Annotated in this window: 8 protein-coding genes; 3 read left to right on the forward strand and 5 right to left on the reverse strand. The window is 55.9% G+C overall.

The window, feature by feature from the left end; genetic code table 11:
• The first annotated feature begins 79 nt into the window (after positions 1-79).
• Positions 80-1,915, forward strand: a complete 1,836-nt coding sequence (locus SH573x_RS08515) for a SufS family cysteine desulfurase (protein ID WP_479354157.1) — start codon at positions 80-82, stop codon at positions 1,913-1,915.
• A 198-nt stretch (positions 1,916-2,113) separates the two neighbouring features.
• On the opposite strand, the gene SH573x_RS08520 is transcribed toward SH573x_RS08515, so the two are convergent.
• The gene (locus tag SH573x_RS08520; protein ID WP_479354159.1) at positions 2,114-2,620 is read right to left on the reverse strand and encodes a hypothetical protein; all 507 of its coding nucleotides are present in this window, start codon (positions 2,618-2,620) and stop codon (positions 2,114-2,116) included.
• 188 nt (positions 2,621-2,808) lie between these two features.
• Between SH573x_RS08520 and SH573x_RS08525 the strand changes: the two genes are divergently transcribed.
• Together SH573x_RS08525 and SH573x_RS08530 are read left to right on the forward strand one after the other, a co-directional pair.
• Positions 2,809-3,213 (forward strand): CoA-binding protein, encoded by a 405-nt coding sequence (locus SH573x_RS08525; protein WP_479354161.1) that lies wholly within the window; start codon positions 2,809-2,811, stop codon positions 3,211-3,213.
• Between the two features lie 92 nt (positions 3,214-3,305).
• Positions 3,306-6,050, forward strand: coding sequence for a C45 family autoproteolytic acyltransferase/hydrolase (locus SH573x_RS08530; protein ID WP_479354163.1), 2,745 nt, complete (start codon positions 3,306-3,308; stop codon positions 6,048-6,050).
• 907 nt (positions 6,051-6,957) lie between these two features.
• On the opposite strand, the gene SH573x_RS08535 is transcribed toward SH573x_RS08530, so the two are convergent.
• The 4 genes from SH573x_RS08535 to SH573x_RS08550 form a co-directional block, all read right to left on the reverse strand.
• Positions 6,958-9,177, reverse strand: coding sequence for a c-type cytochrome domain-containing protein (locus SH573x_RS08535; RefSeq protein WP_479354164.1), 2,220 nt, complete (start codon positions 9,175-9,177; stop codon positions 6,958-6,960).
• 99 nt (positions 9,178-9,276) lie between these two features.
• On the reverse strand, positions 9,277-11,667 hold the full coding sequence (locus SH573x_RS08540; RefSeq protein ID WP_479356674.1) for a DUF1549 and DUF1553 domain-containing protein: 2,391 nt from the start codon (positions 11,665-11,667) through the stop codon (positions 9,277-9,279).
• 97 nt (positions 11,668-11,764) lie between these two features.
• Complete coding sequence (locus tag SH573x_RS08545) at positions 11,765-14,215, reverse strand: PPC domain-containing protein (RefSeq protein ID WP_479354166.1); 2,451 nt, start codon at positions 14,213-14,215, stop codon at positions 11,765-11,767.
• A gap of 262 nt (positions 14,216-14,477) precedes the next feature.
• Positions 14,478-15,782: a DUF1501 domain-containing protein gene (locus SH573x_RS08550; protein WP_479354167.1), complete on the reverse strand. Its 1,305-nt coding sequence runs from the start codon at positions 15,780-15,782 to the stop codon at positions 14,478-14,480.
• Positions 15,783-16,064 lie beyond the last annotated feature (282 nt).

The following is a 16,064-nucleotide window of genomic DNA, read 5'->3' on the forward strand; positions in this document are numbered from 1 at the left end:
CGGGTATGAACGCAGGCACAAATGCTGGAGCCTGTTTTCCAAGCGTAATTTTCCAGATGCGAATCAGAAGGGGAGCCCGTTGACCGAGTCTCAAGAGCTGACATTAGAGGGGCTGATCGAAGAGTTTGAATTCCTGGGCGATTGGGGTGAGCAGTGTCGTTACCTAATCGAACTGGGCGAGCAATTACCCGATCTTTCAGCCGCCGAAAAAGTCGAAGCCAATCGAGTGATGGGCTGCCTGTCTCGCGTGTGGTTGGTGCTCGATCCGCGCACCGATCGCCAGCACTTGTGGTTTCGCGCCAAAAGTGATGGCAGACTGGTCGATGGCCTGATTGTTATCGTCGGCTTGCTGTTTAACGGTAAATCGCCCGAAGAGATTCTGGAAACTGATGTGCGTACACCTTTCAAGAAGTTGGGGCTCGAATCCCACCTGGCGATCCAACGCCGCAATGGCTTGCAGTCCATGGTAGGTCGCGTACGCGACCTGGCGCAAGCGATCGCCTCAAACTTGCCCGTCGAGACGGCGGGGGCCGCTGATGCAGATGCACCAACCAGCCTAGAATCGACTCCAGCTGAGTTGACCAAGGATGGAGAACGATCAGTGAACCACGCACCCACCTCCGCAGGTTCGGCATCTGCAACTCAAGCATCGGTCACTCAGTCGCCCATTCCGCCGGCTCCCGATGGTTTTGAAGCCGCAGCCGTAGCGCTGCAATTTCCGATTCTGCAACAAGTCAACAAGTCGGGCCAGCGCGTCGTCTATCTCGATTCGGCCTCTAGTAGCCAGAAGCCACATGCAGTCATCGATAAAGAACGCGAAGTCTACGAAGAATATTACGCGAACGCTTACCGTGGAGTCTACCGTTTCGGCGACCAGGTGAGTCGACAGCTAGAAGCGGTGCGCGAAAAGGTGGCCGCCTTTATTGGCGCGTCCAGCACCGAAGAAATCTTCTTCACCTCAGGCACAACGATGGGCATGAACCTGGTGGCCAACGCTTGGGGCCGCAAGTTCTTGCGCGCCGGCGATGAAGTGCTGATGACCATCATGGAACATCACGCCAACATCGTACCTTGGCAGTGGGTTGCCCAGCAGACCGGCGCCGTGGTGCGCTTTGCCCCGTTGACCAGCGACGGTCAAGTCGATCTCGATGCTTTCAAGCAGATGATCACTCCCCGCACACGCGTGATTTCAGTGACTGGACTATCCAACGTCTTGGGCACCGTTATGCCGCTCGAACAGATTTCTAGTTGGGCTCGCGATGTGGGAGCACTGCTGGTCGTCGACGGTGCGCAGAGCGTTCCGCATCTGCCGACCGATGTGCTCAAACAACATGTTGATTTCCTGGCCTTCTCTGGTCATAAGTTGTATGGTCCCAGCGGAGTTGGAGTCTGTTACGGTCGACGTGCTTTGTTGGAAGCGATGGATCCGTTTCTGTGTGGTGGTCATATGATCTCCACAGTCACCACCGATGGCTTTAGCACCGCGCCGGTGCCGGCCAAGTTTGAAGCTGGCACGCTGCCGATTGCTCAGGCCATCGCTTTAGGTGCGGCCATCGATTTCGCCCAGTCGCTGGGATTGGAAGTCATGCATGCGCACGAACAGCGCTTGCTCGCCTACGCACAGCAGAAGTTATCGAACATCGGTGGCCTGCGCATGTACGGCCCGGTGACTGCCGAGCGCGGTGGCACCATTCCTTTTACGCTCGACGGCGCCGCCGCCCAGGATGTTGCCAGTTTGTTGGACCTCAGCGGCGTATGTGTGCGGCACGGTCACCACTGCACCATGCCACTGCATGATTGGCTAGGCGTCCCAGCCACCATTCGCGCATCGTTCGGCGTCTACAACACGCTGGAAGATGTCGATGCCTTGGCAACCGGCATTCAGCAAGCTAAAGAGATATTGAAGCTTGCGTAGCTTATGTGGCATAGGCTTCTAGCCTGTGACCTGGTTGTGGCATAGGCTTCCAGCCTGTGTCTTCTCTAAGAAAACGAAGCTCGAGTTACAGTGGCTTAATACACAGGCTGGAAGCCTATGCCACATATACAGGCTAGAAGCCTATGCCACATACACAGGCTGGAAGCCTATGCCACAGCTGTAAGCCTGTGTCACTAATTAATATCCGCGAAAGATCATCAAGAAGATCGCACCAAAGGCTAGCAGGGCGCAGGTTGACGAGAGCACGCGCACGAGGTTCTTTCGGACGGCTAGGAAGTTGCCGATTGACCAAATGAAGGCCAGCGGAGCGAGCGCCCACTGCACGCTGCCGAATTTGGTAACCCACCAATGCAGTTCGGTATGAGCGGCGAACATTTCCTTATTCTTCTCGATCAACCTGGTCTCTGATTCGCTGTAGGGTTCGCCGCGGAGTTGTTGCAGAGATGGCATCTGCTGGTCGGGGCTGCTGGCCACGAACGTGTTGGCGCGTCGCTCGGCAATTTGGTGATCCACATATTCCATCACCATGCTCCACTCGGGAACACTCCAGGATTCTCGCTCGTATCCAGGGGGCCGCGGCAGGAAAGTGCCAGTCTTTTCATTGGCTTGTTCAATTCGCAGAGCCGTGTGCACGACAAACAGCGTTACCAACACACAACCAACAATTGTGAGCTTCTTCCACATGAATCGACTCCACCTGTGACCGAATGTCACTTAGAAAACACAATCAGAAAAGCTGGGCTGATATTGCCCAGGTCGGTAGTGTAGCATCCGGAGCGGGGCAAAATCCACTCATTTCGGCCCACGATTTTCACGAGCTGAAGAAGTTCCTCAAGCATCCGTAAACCTATAACGACCAAGGGACTTGCACTATGTATGACGCAGAAATCAAACGATTCTTAGCTGGCAAACACTTTGCGGTGGCAGGCGCGTCGACCGATCGCACCAAGTATGGCAATAAAGTTTTGCGAGCTTTAGTGGGCCACGGAAAAGATGTCGTCGGCCTGCATCCGGTGGAGACCGAAGTGGAAGGAATTCCCACATATCGTTCGCTCGCCGATGTCCCAGAGGCGATCGACAGCCTCTCGATCGTTACACCGCCTCCAGTGACCGAGAAAGTAGTCACTCAAGCGATCGAAGCGGGCGTCAAGTCTATTTGGATGCAGCCGGGGGCCGAAAGCCCGGCGGCGATCGACGCGGCCCGCGAACATGGCATTGAAGTCATTGCTGGCGGACCTTGCGTCCTGGTCGCACTGATCTCGCATGCGGAGCGGTAGTTCAAGTAAACTAAGCACTTGGACGCGCTATCAACGCTCAAACGTCTTAAGTCTTACATCTTAAATCTCACATCTTAAATCGTAAATCTCTTATGCGCACTTTGCTGACCTTGCTGTTGGTCTTCCCGTTGGCTGGTTTGGCCACCGCCGATTCACCGGGCGCTCGATTGGGTGGCGACCTCAAACCATGGCTCGACTGTATTGCTGGCCGCGATTCAAACTATGCGATCCAAGGGCATGCAGCGCCGATCATCGATGGCAAACCTCAAACCATCGACTTTCGCATCGAACGCTTCGATGATGTGGCCTTCGATTTGACAGTTACGCATAGCGACTACGCAGTTGCAATCCGCCGAAGAGCGGATGGCGTGGCCTTGGCGATACCCAAGCACCAGGTGGTTTTCTTAGGTCAAGGCGATTTGGCCGACAGCCAAGATCACGTGGCACCCAAAGATGCACTGCAGCGTTTGATCAGCTCGGGATCGAGCCTTTACTTCTATACCAACCTGTTGCTCAAATCCAGTCACGAAGAGCTAGCCGATGCAGCCCTGGGTTTAACCAAGCTCAGCGACGCCGTACAAGCTCATACTTGGATTCATGACGACCAGACACGCGTGGCGTTCGATAACGCAGCCGGCACATTGTTGGCAACGATCGAGGGTACCGAAGTCTCGCTGAAACTGACAGAGGCCGGCGACATGCAGGCCCTGGACAATTGGCCAGAGTTAAACGTTAGACGTTTACCCCGAGCCGAGATCGAGCGTCAACTGGCTCGCGGCGTGCGTCGAGCGTGCGAGTTTCTGTCGCCTTCACGACTGCTGACTTCACCGCTGACCAAGAACAAGAAAGTCGAGCATGGTGAGCTGCGCTGGATCGATGGCCAACGCGTGGTTCTGCTGGATGGTACGCCGGAAGAGATGGGGCTGGCCCATGGTCAACTGCTGGGTGTCGAAGCCCAGCGTTGTATCGACTCCGTACTCTATGCGTTTGGAACAGCACAAACGATCGCCACGGGTCGTTGGTTTCGCGAAGACTTAGAGGCCGCTTACGCGCGCTTGTCGCCGCACATTCCCGAACGCCATAAACAAGAAACGCGCGCGCTGGCGCGCAGTCTGAAGCAAGATGAAAAACTGATTGAAGCCTTGAATGTGTTTCCGGAGTTGTTTCACTGCTCGGGTTTTGCCCTGTTCGGTAACGCGACCAAGGATGGCAAGTTGTATCATGGTCGCGTTTTGGACTACATGACCGTCATTGGCCTGCAGGATGCCGCCACAACTTTTGTGGTAAAACCCAAAGGATTTATACCTTTTGCCAACGTAGGTTATGCCGGCTTCATCGGCAGTGTCTCGGGCATGAACGCCGAGAAAATTTCGCTCGGCGAGATGGGTGGCAAAGGCGAAGGTCAGTGGGATGGCGTACCGATGGCCACGTTGATGCGTCGCGGTCTGGAAGAGTGTGACTCGCTTAACGAAGTGAAGGAGTTGTTTGCCAACAGTCCGCGGACTTGCGAGTACTACTATGTCTTTGCCGATGGCGAAGATCGATCCGCGGTGGGTGTGGCGGCAACACCTGAGAAGATTGAGTTCATCCAGCCGGGCCAGAGTGATCCGCGGTTGGGGGAAGGCATTCCCGATGCCGTCGTGCTCAGCGCTGGCTCACGTTTAGAATCCTTGCGGGCGCGCGTCAAAGAAAAGTACGGTCAAATCGATGCCACGTCAGGGCAGTGGTTGATGTGCCGCCCGGTGGCCATGCAGTCCAACTTGCACAACGTGTTATTCGTGCCCGAAGATGGCGTGTTGTACATTGCTAATGCTGATCATAAACATCCAGCGGCCGAACGCCCCTATGTCAAACTGGATCTCCATGCGCTTCTGGGTAATTCTCAGGCTGCGCCGGATGATAAATCGCTGGGGCTGGATAGTCGCTTTCCAGCGATCGATACGCTCAGCCCAGCTGAAGAGTTGCGAGCTGATTCGGTCCAGTGCCTGGCAGGTCTAGTATGGCAGCCCGGCAACTTCGAAGTACAACTGCAGGCCGCTCAGCCTGAAAAAGGCGATTGGCTCGTGCGCTTTCCTTCGGCTCGACCAAGCGGCGACGAGTACAACGACACGGTGGCTCTGGAGTGGTATCAAGCCAAAGACGGTAATGGTCAAGCCATGCGCGCACCGGCTGCCGTGATCGTGCATGAATCGGGCAAAGGCATGACGGTTGGTCGTTTGATTGCGCAAGGACTGCGTCAGCGCGGCATGCATGCCTTCATGATCCAATTGCCATACTATGGTGTACGTCGTCAAGGCAATGAAAAACCGACCGGTGATCGCGTCTTTGCAGCCATGCGTCAAGCGATCGCCGACGTGCGCCGCGCTAAAGACGCGGTGGCTGCTATTCCATTAGTTGATACATCACGTATCTCGTTGCAAGGCACAAGCCTAGGCGGCTTTGTCACCGCCACCACTGCCGGGCTGGACCAGGCCTATCATCGCGTGATCATTTTCCTGGCCGGCGGCGACTTGTACGATGTGCTCATGCAAGGCAAAAAAGATGCAGCCAACATGCGCGAGGAACTAGCCGAGCGAGGTGTCGATAACGATACCGTCAAACAGTTACTCAATGCCATTGAACCTTTACGTTTAGCGCATCGCATGAATCCACGGCGCACGTGGATGTTCTCTGGCCTGTACGATGACGTCGTGCCCATCAAGAATTCGGATCGCCTGGCCGAGGCCGTCGGACTTGAAGGTTCTCATCACGTCAAGATGCTCGCCAATCACTATTCCGGCGTCATCTTTCTCCCAGCCATCTTGAGCCAAATGCGCGACATCATGATCGAAGAGTGACCGTCACCTCCCCAAGGCGAAGGCTTGGGGAGGTTGGCCTGTAGCCGATCTCGCCAGAGATTGGAAGTCGATCGGTGACGCGTCCAAAGTCTGGCGACTTCGGCTACGACGAGCACCGGGTCTGTCACCGCGCGCGCGAATGGGTGACGCTAGCAAAAAGACCAGAGGTGTGTCCCCGCGCTCAAGATCGGGGACAGACGTTGGTTGTGAGAGACTTGAGTTAGCGGGGGGCTGTGCATGTAGCCGATCTCGCCAGAGATTGGAAGTCGATCGGTGACGCGTCCAAAGTCTGGCGACTTCGGCTACGACGAGCACCGGGTCTGTCCCCCGCGCGCGAATGGGTGACGCTAGCAAAAAGACCAGAGGTGTGTCCCCGCGCTCAAGATCGGGGACAGACGTTGGTTGTGAGAGATTTGAGTTAGCGGGGGGCTGTGCATGTAGCCGATCTCGCCAGAGATTGGAAGTCGATCGGTGACGCGTCCAAAGTCTGGCGACTTCGGCTACGACGAGCACCGGGGTCTGTCCCCCGCGCGCGAATGGGCGACGCTAGCAAAAAAACCAGTGGTGTGTCCCCGCGCTCAAGATTGGGGGACAGACGTTGGGTGTGAGAGACTTGAGTTAGCGGGGGGCTGTGCATGTAGCCGATCTCGCCAGAGATTGGAAGTCGATCGGTGACGCGTCCAAAGTCTGGCGACTTCGGCTACGACGAGCACCGGGTCTGTCACCGCGCGCGCGAATGGGCGACGATAGCAAAAAAACCAGTGGTGTGTCCCCTCGCTCAAGATCGGGGACAGACGTTGGGTGTGAGAGACTTGAGTTAGCCGGGGCCGTGCATGTAGCCGATCTCGCCAGAGATTGGAAGTCGATCGGTGACGCGTCCAAAGTCTGGCGACTTCGGCTACGGATGTTACTTGTATGACTCAGTGAACAGCTTCAACTTCTCAGTTGCAGCAGCAGCGTCTTGTTGAGCCTGTTCGAAAGCAGCTTTTAGTTCGGCTGCGGCGGTTTGAGTGGCGGTGAGTTCACTTTGCGCTGTGGCTTGAACTTTAGCGGCGGCTTCGACTTTAGCTTGAATGGCTGCCAGTTCAGCTTGCAGCTTCTGGACTTCGTCGGTCACGGCTTGCAACGCTTGTTGTTTGGTGGCCTCAGCTTCGGCGGCGGCTTTCAACTTCTGCTCTGCTTCTGCATTGGCGGCAGTGACGCGGTCTGCTTCGGCCTTGAGTTCAGCTGCGGTCTTGTCAAAGGCAGCCATGTCGGCTTGGGCTCGCGTTAAAGCCTCAGCGGCCGCGGCAGCTTGGGCGGACAGCTCCTGTTGCTTGGCATTAGCGGCAGCAGCGGCAGCGGCCAGTTCATCGTGTTTGGCCTTGGCAGCCGCTTGGGCCGCCTTAGCTGCTTCGGTGGCCGCGGTTGTTTGAGTCACAACTTCGTTGGCTGCATTAAGCGCGACGGTCGTATCCTGCTTGCTCTGCTTGGCCGCGGCCAACTTGGCTTCTAGATCAGCGATCAGCGCATCAACACTCGTCAGATCGGCTGTCAACTTCTGTTGATTGGCCTGCGCCGCAGTCAAACTGTCGGTGGCTTCTTTAAGGGCTTTGTCACTAGCGGCTAATTGGCTTTGGCCTTCGGTGAGTTTACCAGTGGCCTCAGTTGCTAGTTGCGTAACTTGTGCCAAGGTCGCTTGCGTTTGAGTAGCACTAGCTTGGGCTTGCTCGAGCACCTGCGCCAAGGTGGGTGGATTGGCGGCCAGTGTAATTGTTTTCGCAGCGTCTGCAGTCTGCCAAAGTTGGACGCGACCATTCCAATCGCCCCCGATCACTTGCGCACTGTTGCCTGTAGCCGCGACCTCTAGAGCCGCTTCGGTCAATCCTGCAAACTCGGCCTTCAACGCACCGTCACCACCCCAGAACTTAACTTTGGCATCGCGACCACTGGTTACCAGGTTGCCGTCTTGCGTGTAGACGACGCTGGTCGCTCCACCACCATGGGCATCAAACGACTTTTGTAGTTTGCTCTCCATCATCTCCCATAGTTTGACTGTGCCATCCATACTGGCACTGGCCAAGATATTCGAATCAGGCCGAAAATCGATCGCCCGGATCTCGGATTTGTGACCGACCAGATCAGCATACAGACGTCCCGTTTCCGCTTCCCACACAATCAAGCCGTTGCTGCGATCGGCTGATGCCAACAGAATGCCGTCTGGACTAAAACGCAGCGCAAAGATCCAATCGGTATGTTTCTTGATCTCTTTGACTAATTCGCCGGTGGAGGTGTCGTAGATGCGCACCAGTTTCTGCGGACCGCCGACGGCGATTTGCCGTTTGTCGGGCGTAATGTCAGCGGCCAAGACCACATCCAATTCTTCACCGACTTTGGCGATCCGTGTACCGGTAGCGATATCCACCAACACCGCGCATCCACTATGGCCGTGACGACCGCCACCGATCAGCAGCTGTCGACCGTCGCGCGTAAAGACCAGCGATTGAGCTTCGCCTTCGGGGAAAGGAATGATGCCCAGCAGTTGACCACTGTCAGTGTGATAGAGACTGACTTGCTGCTGGCCGGCCACGGCGACCAGCGGTGCCCAAGGGCTAGCCGCCAAAGCTGAAATGGCTGCCGAGCGTGGCGTGAAGATAGCGGGTTGCTTGAGCAAACTCTCGGGCATCGGTGGCGGGCCCTCGGGCTTGCCAATCGATGAACTGGTCAACATGGCGGCGGCCGCGTTGTTCTTCTTCTTGATCACTGAACCTGAATTTTCAGGCATGCCCTGCTCGATCCAAGCCTTGATCAGCTTCAGCTTGGCGTCAGCCATCTTGTCTTGATCGGGCGGCATCTTCGGTTCGGCTTTGTGGTCGACCAGGTCCCACAACCGCGAACTATCCAGATCGGCCGCGACCACAATTTCACCACCACTGCCACCGGCCAAGGTGGCACCATAAGTATCGAGCGCCAAGTCGCTCTTTTTCTGATTCTGGTTATGGCAAGTCAGGCAGTGTTCGCGAAAGATCGGTTTGATGTGTTCATCAAAAGTGACCTTGTCGTCGGCCAGGCCGGCACCTGTGATGGTTGCCAGACACAGAGAAGCTAGCGTGGGCCTAAGCAGTCGTGCAATTAGTTTGTTATGCATGAGGTTTGATCCTGCGCATTGAAGGACCGCGTTTATTGTATTGATTGATGTGTCAAATATTGATGCGTCAAATATTGATATATCAAGTATCCGAGACGGCTAGTGATTGAACATGAATTCACGGCTGTTCAGCACAACCCAGAAGGCATCCTCTAATCCAGCCTGTGGATTTGGGGATTGGCCGACCAGTTGAACCAGGGCGGCAACTTCGCCTTCGGTCGGCTTGCGGGCCAACGAGCGGACAAAGATGCGTTCGATGACTTGTGGCACTTCCAACTTTTCATCCAACCAATTCTTGACCAGTTGGCCTTGAGCGATCTTGCCTTGGGTGGCATCGCCGTTGAGTAAGTGCAGAGCTTGCGATAGCGAAGGATCGGTGCTGGCCTCGCCTTCGCACACGGTTGTGCGTGGGGAGCGTCCGAATGCTGTCAAGAAATAGGTACTCGTCGTGCCATCGGCGATTTGCACCGCCCGCGCACCTACCGGTAAGCCGCGGAACTTGTCCTTGGTATTGGTTACTTGTGAAATACAATCCAGCAACATTTCGGCAGGAATACGACGGATGCGCGAGAAAGCGTAATTGCGAGTGTCTTGGGCATTGGTCTCGTTAGTTTGCGTGGTGCGCTGATAGGTTTGCGAGTTACAGATATCGCGCACCAGTTGTTTAACATCAAACTTGTATTCGGTTAGTTTCTCGCCTAGTTCTCGGAAGAGTTCTGGATTGGAGGCCGGATTGCTGACGCGAATATCATCCACGGGATCGATGATGCCGACGCCCATGAAATGAGCCCACACGCGATTGGCGATGCTGGTGGCAAAGAATGGATTTTCGGGACTGGTGATCCATTGAGCCAGCACTTGTCGACGATCTTGGCCTTCGATCTTTGGAACATCACCACCCAGGAATTTGGGAGGCAGAGGCCGGCCGAGCACGGGATGATTAACTTCGCCGCCGCCGTTATTGAAGACGATGATCTCGCGATAGTCCTCGCCTTGCTTGCGACCAATCTGGGCGAAGAAGGAGGCGAAACTGTAATAGTCATCCATCGTCCAGCGATCGAAGGGATGATTGTGACATTGTGCGCACTGGGTGCGGATGCCCATGAAGACTTGAGCCACATTTTCAGCGGTCTTGAGCGTATCGCGTTCCACTTGATAGAAGTTCGTAGCCGGCGTTTCGAATACGCCACCACTGCTGGCCACCAGTTCACGCACGATCTGATCGATGGGCACGTTGGCAGCGAACTGGTTGGTCAGCCACGATGAATATTGGAAGGCGGCTTTGTAGCTGACTTGCGCATCGCTTTTGATCATCAGCAATTGAGCCCACTTCATGGCCCAAATTTCACTGAACTCTTTTCGCTCGAGCAAGCTATCAACCAGCTTGGCACGTTTGTCGGCGGCCGTGTCTTGCATGAACGCGTGATACGCTTCTGCGGTTGGCATTTGTCCGATGATGTCGATGGTCGCGCGGCGCAGAAATTCTTCATCGGTACAGATTCCGCTCGGCAACATCCGCAACTTGTCCAGCTTTTCACCGACCCGCTGATCGATGTAGTTGCCAGTGATCTCAGGGGCGGTGTATTGCAGTCCGACCGGCAACGTCAATACTTGTGTGCCGACTGTATGCGTATCGAAGCGGGCCATGACAAAGGCTTCGCCGCGGACGCCGGCGGTGACTGAACCGTCGTTGGTCACCGCTGCGCTGCGTTCGTTGTTGGTTGTGAAGGCTGCCAGGTTGGAAACATCGCGCATTGTGCCATCGCTGTAATGAGCCACGGCGACCAAACGTTGCTTGGCTCCTTCGCCTTCCAATACAGCTTGCGGAGGAAACACTTCGACTTTCGTACAGGTTGGAGGTGTAGATGGATCGTTGACCGCGCCCGCTTGTAACCAGTTCAATACGGTGTGGTAATACATGCTGTCAGGCTCGATGCGCTTGCCACCGGTGTGCGGCACGCCACCCACACCTTTCAACAGCAGCAGACTCTGATCAGGAATAGCCAGGTTGATGCGTCGCACGCCGATCTCGCGTGTGATGCGTTGGTAGTCGCCTTGCGGATCAAAACCGAACAGCGACAAACGAAAACCATCTTTGCCGCGAGCTGCCCCGTGGCATGAGCCAGTATTGCAACCAGTGCGCGTCAGCACAGGCATAATGTCGAGCGCAAAACTGATGGGCCGCGGTTTGGTGGCTTCGGTAACCACCAGCGGCGTTTCTGCCGAGAAACCTTTCCAACTGGCGAGCAACTTGGTCTGTCCGTCGGCCACGGGCTTCAGTTGAAAGTTCTCGAACTTGGCCAGGCTGGGGTCAGCCAGTTTCCATTCCACTTCAGCCGTGACATCGACCGTCACGCCGTCTTGCCGCACCGCCACGGCCACTACGTTTTGATACGCGGCAGCGGTGCTGAGTTTGATTTCAGGCGGATAGACATGCAGCGACTCGAACGCCGTGTCGGCTTGAACCCAGGTCAGACTGACCAAGGTCATCGAGGCACAGAGCAGTGTATGGATGAAGGTCTTCATCGCACATTCCATGTATTAGAAATTCGTTGATTGAATGTTTGAAAACTGGTTCTTGAAAACGTTAAGGCTGTGTACCGCCACCAGCCGCCGCTTGTTTGGCTTGACGTAGCTGTTCCAGCCGAGTCAAAGGCCTGGCAGCCGGCGGAGGTGCAGGTGTAGGCGTCGGCGGTGGTGCCACTGCGGCCGCCGGGGCGGGTGGCGGTGCATCTAGCTGCATCTCGCCGGTACCTTGATTTTGCACGATCGAGCCATCGGGACGCGTAATGACTGCTCGGCAGACCAACGTCTTGAACTGACCTGCTTTGGCCTCGGCTGTGACCATGACGGGGAAATTCAGCGCGGTGGTATCGGCAGCTACTTTGATTGGTCCCTCTGGCGCTGTAACACCGGCTGGCAAACCTACCAGTTCAATCAGGGCGTCGCCTTCGGGTGGTCGCTTGACGGTCAAACCGATTCCGACAGTGGTCGGTTTACCGATCTCCGCTACAGCTTTGTTAAACTTAAATTCAAAGAATGAATCGGCGACTTCGAGATTGATGAACTCGGAAGCCAACCAGATTTCACCGCCCGTCTTCAGTTTGGCTCGAGCCAGCACGGTTATCGGGAAGGTACCCAATTGCGAGTTGCCGTTGGCCGTGATCGGGATCTCAACTTGGTTTTGACCAGGAGCAAACGCAACGCTACCGGAAGCCGACACGCCAGCTGGCAAGTACAGTACTCGCAAACCAATGGCTTCAGCATAGTCGGCTTTGCGGGTGCACTTCAGTACCAGCGTCGCAGCGCCATCACGCACTAGCGGAACTTTGGGTTGTACAACTTCGATATCGAAGGGTGCTTCTTCGCCGACGACCACCGCCGCCCGATCCGCGTTGTGCCCCCACATATCAATGTTGTTTTGACCAAGCACCAGCATCGTGCGTTGATCGAGGTGACCAACCAGGTTTAGATCATTGCCAACGGTTTGAGCTTTGATGTCGACCAAGGCTGCATCCACTGGCGCGTCGGCCGCCGCGCGCAACATCATCGGTATTTGACCCAACGCGGCCGGTATGGCTGGATTAACCAGGGTCACTCCGGCTGGCGCACCTTCCAGCGACAACGTCAGATCGGAACCAAAGTTTCGACGTTGCGCATTGAGCATAACAGCCATGCGACCGCCGCGAGGGATTTCGATCGTTTGCGATACATAGCGTTGTAGTTCAGCAATCTCGACCGACATCGATGGTGTGGGCGGCGTGATCTCGATGCGATAGGCATGGATTGGGCTACCTTCGTTCAGATGATCGCGAATAGCCACCAGATACTCGCCGTCCTCGGGAATCTTGAAGCCTTGAATCGCATCAGGACTGCCCGTATCGTCGGCTGCGGTCAAGCGACCGCCGCCCACTTTGTGAATTTCTAAAAAGCTGTCCACAGGTGAACGCAGGACGCGACGGCCCCAGACGACTGCTTCGATCTGCTGGTCTTTCTTGCCACGGAACTTGAACCAGTCCACATCGCCTTGGCTCTGCAGCACGCCATTGCAAGCCAGTGGCAGATCGTAAGCGGGCAGCTTGGCTGGATCGTTATCGGGTTCGGTCTCAATGGCATTGGCCATTGTGCCAACGCGGAGCATATTAGGTGACGGGGCCACCTTGCCATCTTTGGTGGCCAGGTACGGGAAATTACCGGGCTCGGTCGGAAGTGTGATGGCTTCCGTCCAGGTTTTGCCAGTGGAATCGACGATGGTGGCATTGATCGTTTCACCTGGGTTGCCACCGGAAGGCACAGTGGCCACCGGTCGCGGGTAGTCGCCAACATGCAAGCGGTATTGGCAGTTATCGTTGCCGCCGAAGCTGCTCTCGCGAACTTCGATGATGTATTTGCCAGCCTTGGGGGCAATCACTGAACAAACACAATCCTGTTGCAGCAGCGGTGCATCATCGCTGCGGGCTACTTCGAATCGATTGGCATCCAGAATGGCGACAAAGGGATCGAAGAACTCCGTCCCCAACCGCAAGCCTTCCAGTTCAACGGTCAACGCTTGATTCTCGGCCAATTCGACAACGTAGTAATCGACGTCTTCATTTTGAACCACGCCGTTGATCGTGTGGCCCAGGGCAATGGCTTGCGGCGTTTTGAAGTCGCTATTGGGTTCTGCTTCGGTTAACTGCGGCATGGGCGAGACACCGAACATGCGCAGATTGCTCATACCAGTGGCCGTCGCCAATCGCACCGCATGCAAACCCGGCGGGCAGGATTCGGGGATCTTCAGATGGGCTTTGACCTTGTTGTCATTCTCAGCCGTCAAGGCAGTCACTTCGATACCGCCGGTGAAGAAGAGCAACTTCTTGGCATCAGCCAGGCGTGCTCCTGTGATTTCAAGATCCGCTTCCGTACCACGCTGAAAGCCGGGTGGTGATAGCCGCGAGATAACAGGTTCTGCGGCGGAGAGTGAACCGAGCCCGACAAGTGCACAGCCGAGTGCTGTAGCGCTCCGCCAGGCAGCTTTGAGGGATAAGCGAATTGTCACAGAGTACCTCGAGGGGAAATTACTTTATATATCAAGTAATACTTTTTTAAAGTCACAGGCTGGAAGCCTATGCTACAAGTCACAGGCTGGAAGCCTATGCCACAGGACACAGGCTGGAAGCCTATGCCACAGGACATCAGTAAAGGAGAAAAGAGCCGCGTCAGTTGTAATTCTTAAGGTGGGGGCTCAGGGACGCGGCAAATTTTCTCGTTTACGATTGGCATTGCGTGCAGCCGTTTAGTGACTGCACGCGTTGGTTTACTTAGGCTAGGATCTCTTTGATCACGCGGCCGCCGTCGACGATTTCGATCGGGCGATCACCGGGAGCCATCAGTTCCTTGTCAGCCACGATGCCCAACAAGTGATACATGGTGGTGGCCAGGTCGGCTGGTGTTACCGCGTCGATTTCCGGTTCCGATGCAGTTGGATCGGACGAACCGTAGATCATGCCGCGTTTGATGCCGCCGCCGGCCAGCATCACACTGAAGACCTTGGGCCAGTGATCGCGGCCGGCTTCGTTGTTGATCTTGGGCGTGCGACCAAATTCGCTGCTGACCATGACCATGGTCTTGTCCAGCATGCCGCGTTCGTCGAGGTCTTGCAGCAGCACCGCCAGTGCTTGATCCAGCGGAGGCATCGCGCCTTTGAAGTTGGCGGTGATCTGATTGTGCATGTCCCAACCACCGTAGGTCAGCGTTACAAAGCGGGCTCCCGCTTCGACCAGGCGACGGGCCAAAAGCAAGCGTTGGCCAGCTTGATTGCGACCATATCGATCGCGCATCGCGGCGTCTTCTGCATCGATGTTGAAAGCTGCGCGGGCTTTTTCAGAGCTGATCAGGCTGTAGGCGCGTTCATAAAAAGTATCCATCGCGCCAACTTTGTCGGCGTTATGGCGGCCGGCGAAGTACTGATTGACCGCTGCCAGCGCATCGCGCCGACGGGTGAAGCGTTCGTTATCCACGCCGCCGGGCAGATCGAGGTCCTGAACCTTGAAACCGTTGTTGGCCGGATCGGCTCCCAAGCTGAATGGTCCATAGGAACTGCTCAAATATCCGCTACCGGCGAACTCGTTGGGCGTATTAGGAATGCACACGTAGGGTGGCAAGTTATTGCGGGGCCCGTATTCGTGGCTGATCACGCTGCCGAAGCTCGGATAGATCAGAGCCGGGCTGGGCTTGTAGCCGGTGAACATGTTGTGCGTACCACGTTCGTGGGCCGCTTCGCCGTGCGTCATCGAGCGAATGAGTGTGAACTTGTCGGCGACGCTGGCCAATCGCGGCAGAACTTCGCTGACGATTTCGCCCGTGTTGGTCTTGGTGACGCCCATTTCACCGCGATATTCCAGCGGGCTGTAGGGTTTCGGGTCGAAGGTTTCCTGGTGCGCCATGCCGCCGGGCAGGAAGATATGAATCACGCTTTCGGCCTTAGCCGGGATGAATTCGTAATTCTTTTGATCGGCCATCAGGCTTTTCAGGTGGAAGAAGTCTCCCAGCGACAGCCCCAATCCTCCCACAGCGCCTACGGTCAAAAAGTTACGCCGCGAGAGAAAGTTACCGAAACACTTCATAGCTCAATCACTCCGTCGCATGTTCATAAGGTGGCGAATCAACACGGGGATCCATAGCTGACGCATTGGCTGCAGCTGGTCGTTTCGTGGTTAAACGTTGGTCTCTGAACGCGGGGGGACCCGTTCCAGAAACGGAAGTTTGATACCGAGCCAAAGCACACACGCCTGGGCGCAGCTGTAGGCTGCGAAGCGCGTTCCGCTTGAACTGCGGTAGTCAGGTTGGACAAATAGGCAGGCAGGATTCTTAGCGAAACCAGTGGGCGGCCTGTCCTCTAGCTTATT

The sequence above is a fragment of the Rania fehmarnensis genome, from assembly GCF_056494185.1.